Origin of the sequence: Segeticoccus rhizosphaerae, from assembly GCF_009192725.1 — a bacterium.
GTDB classification, from domain to species: domain Bacteria; phylum Actinomycetota; class Actinomycetes; order Actinomycetales; family Dermatophilaceae; genus Segeticoccus; species Segeticoccus rhizosphaerae.
Window position 1 is genome coordinate 1 of sequence record NZ_VOHR01000616.1, and the last position, 963, is coordinate 963.

At 71.8% G+C, this 963-nt stretch carries 1 protein-coding gene; it reads left to right on the plus strand.

Annotated features, from left to right (window positions below; translation table 11 throughout):
- Window positions 1-963, plus strand: a 963-nt coding sequence (locus tag FRW57_RS22080) for a DEAD/DEAH box helicase (RefSeq protein WP_152187089.1), incomplete at both ends; no start/stop codon positions are given.

Here is a 963-nt window from a genome sequence, read left to right on the forward strand (position 1 = left end):
GGACAGACCGGCTCCGGCAAGACGCTGGCGTTCGGCCTGCCGACCCTGACCCGCCTGGCCGCGAGCAGCCGCGCCGTCCCGCGGCGTCCCCGCGCGCTGGTGCTGGTGCCGACGCGTGAGCTCGCCATCCAGGTCAGCGACGCCCTCGAGCCCCTCGTGCACGTCATGGGCCTGCGGCACAAGCTGGTCGCCGGCGGCATGCCCTACCAGCCGCAGCTGAACGCCCTCGACCGTGGCGTCGAGCTGCTCATCGCCACCCCCGGCCGGCTGAACGACCTGATCGAGCGCGGTGCCGTCGAGCTCTCCGAGATCGACATCGCGATCCTCGATGAGGCCGACCACATGGCCGAGATGGGCTTCCTGCCCGAGATCACCACGATCCTCGACCTGATCCCCGCGGGCCGTCAGCGCCTGCTCTTCTCTGCCACGCTCGACCGCGGCGTGGACGAGGTCGTGCGTCGCTACCTGGTCGACCCGGTCACGCACTCCACGAATGACGCCACCGCGAGCGTCGACACGATGGACCACCACATCCTGTTGATCGACCCCATGCACAAGAAGACGCTCCTGGCCCAGGTCGCGAGCCGGGAGGGACGCACCGTGGTGTTCGTGCGCACCAAGCTCGGCGCCGACCGCGTCGCGGAACAGCTTCGCGAACAGGGCGTTTTCGCCGCAGCGCTCCACGGCGGCCTCAACCAGGGCGCGCGCAACCGGGTGCTCGGTGCCTTCCGCGACGGGACGCTGCCGGTCCTGGTGGCCACCGATGTCGCGGCCCGCGGCATCCACGTCGACGACGTCAGCGTGGTGCTGCAGGCCGACCCGCCGGCCGATCACAAGGACTACCTTCACCGTTCGGGCCGCACGGCGCGGGCGGGCGAGCGGGGCACCGTGGTGACCCTGACGCTGCCGCACCAGAGGCGCGGCATGGAGCGGATCGCCCGCGAGGCCGGCGTCGACGTGCGG